Below are 1,389 nucleotides of genomic sequence, written 5' to 3' on the forward strand. Positions count from 1 at the left end.
CCGCGTGCCCGGCGTTCGCCGCCGGCCAGCCACTGAACCCGAAAAAACTTATCCAGGACATGGTCGTCGGCCTGGCCGGTGGCACCGACGCCAAGTTCGCTGGCAGCCCGTATCCGGGCAAAGCCATCGGCGAACACGCCGGCAACCCGCACCAGCCAATCGTCAATGGTCTGGTGGATGCGGAAACCCTGTGGTCCTGCACCACCTGCCGCGCCTGCGTGGAAGAGTGCCCGATGATGATCGAGCACGTGGACGCCATCGTCGACATGCGCCGCCACCTCACCCTGGAAAAAGGCGCGACCCCGAACAAGGGCGCCGAAGTCCTGGAAAACCTGATCGCCACCGACAACCCGGGCGGTTTCGCACCGGGCGGGCGGATGAACTGGGCGGCGGATTTGAACCTGCCCTTGCTCAGCGACAGGAAAACCGTCGACGTGCTGTTCTGGGTCGGCGACGGTGCCTTCGACATGCGCAACCAGCGCACCCTGCGCTCGTTCGTCAAAGTGCTGAAAGCCGCCAAGGTCGACTTCGCCGTACTGGGCCTTGAGGAGCGCGACAGCGGCGACGTGGCCCGGCGCCTGGGCGATGAAGCGACTTTCCAGCTGCTGGCCGCACGCAATATCCAGACCCTGGCCAAGTACAGCTTCAAGCGCATCGTCACCTGCGACCCCCACAGTTTCCACGTGCTGAAAAACGAATACGGCGCCTTCGGCGGCAACTACCTGGTGCAGCACCACAGCACCTACATGGCCGAACTGATCGACGCCGGCGCCCTGAACCTGGGCCAGCACAAAGGCAACAGCGTGACCTATCACGACCCGTGCTACCTGGGCCGCTACAACGGTGAGTACGAAGCACCGCGCCAAGTGCTGAGGGCGCTGGGGATCGAGGTCAAGGAAATGCAGCGCTCCGGTTTCCGCTCGCGCTGCTGCGGCGGCGGTGGCGGGGCGCCGATCACCGATATTCCCGGCAAGCAGCGGATTCCCGACATGCGCATGGAAGACATCCGCGAGACCGGCGCCGAACTGGTGGCCGTGGGTTGTCCACAGTGCACGGCGATGCTGGAAGGCGTGGTCGAACCGCGTCCCTTGATCAAGGACATTGCCGAACTGGTAGCTGACGCGTTGCTTGAAGACGCGGCACCGGCCAAGGCGCCGAAACGCGAACCTGCGGAGGTGCATTGATGAGCGACATTATCCGCCGCGACCCACGGGCCGAATGGATCGCCCGTAACCGCCTGCACCCGCTGCACGCGGCGATGCAGCCGGTGCAACACAGCTGGATGGGGCCCAATGGGGTCATCCGCAAGAACGTGCACGGTGTCGGTTTTATCGGCCCCAACGGCATCAAGCGTATTGACCGCAGCGGCGCCCAGCAGGGCGGCGCGGC

The 1,389-nt window shown here is 65.0% G+C and carries 2 pseudogenes; both read left to right on the forward strand.

The features are described 5' to 3' along the window. Positions 1-1,184, forward strand: a pseudogene (dgcB, locus tag HX846_RS35620) (dimethylglycine demethylation protein DgcB); the annotation flags it as partial. Next, positions 1,184-1,389 (forward strand): annotated as a pseudogene (locus HX846_RS35625) (electron transfer flavoprotein subunit alpha/FixB family protein); the annotation flags it as partial. The pseudogenes dgcB and HX846_RS35625, both read left to right, overlap by 1 nt.

The organism is Pseudomonas sp. K5002 (assembly GCF_013386655.1).
Taxonomy (GTDB): domain Bacteria; phylum Pseudomonadota; class Gammaproteobacteria; order Pseudomonadales; family Pseudomonadaceae; genus Aquipseudomonas.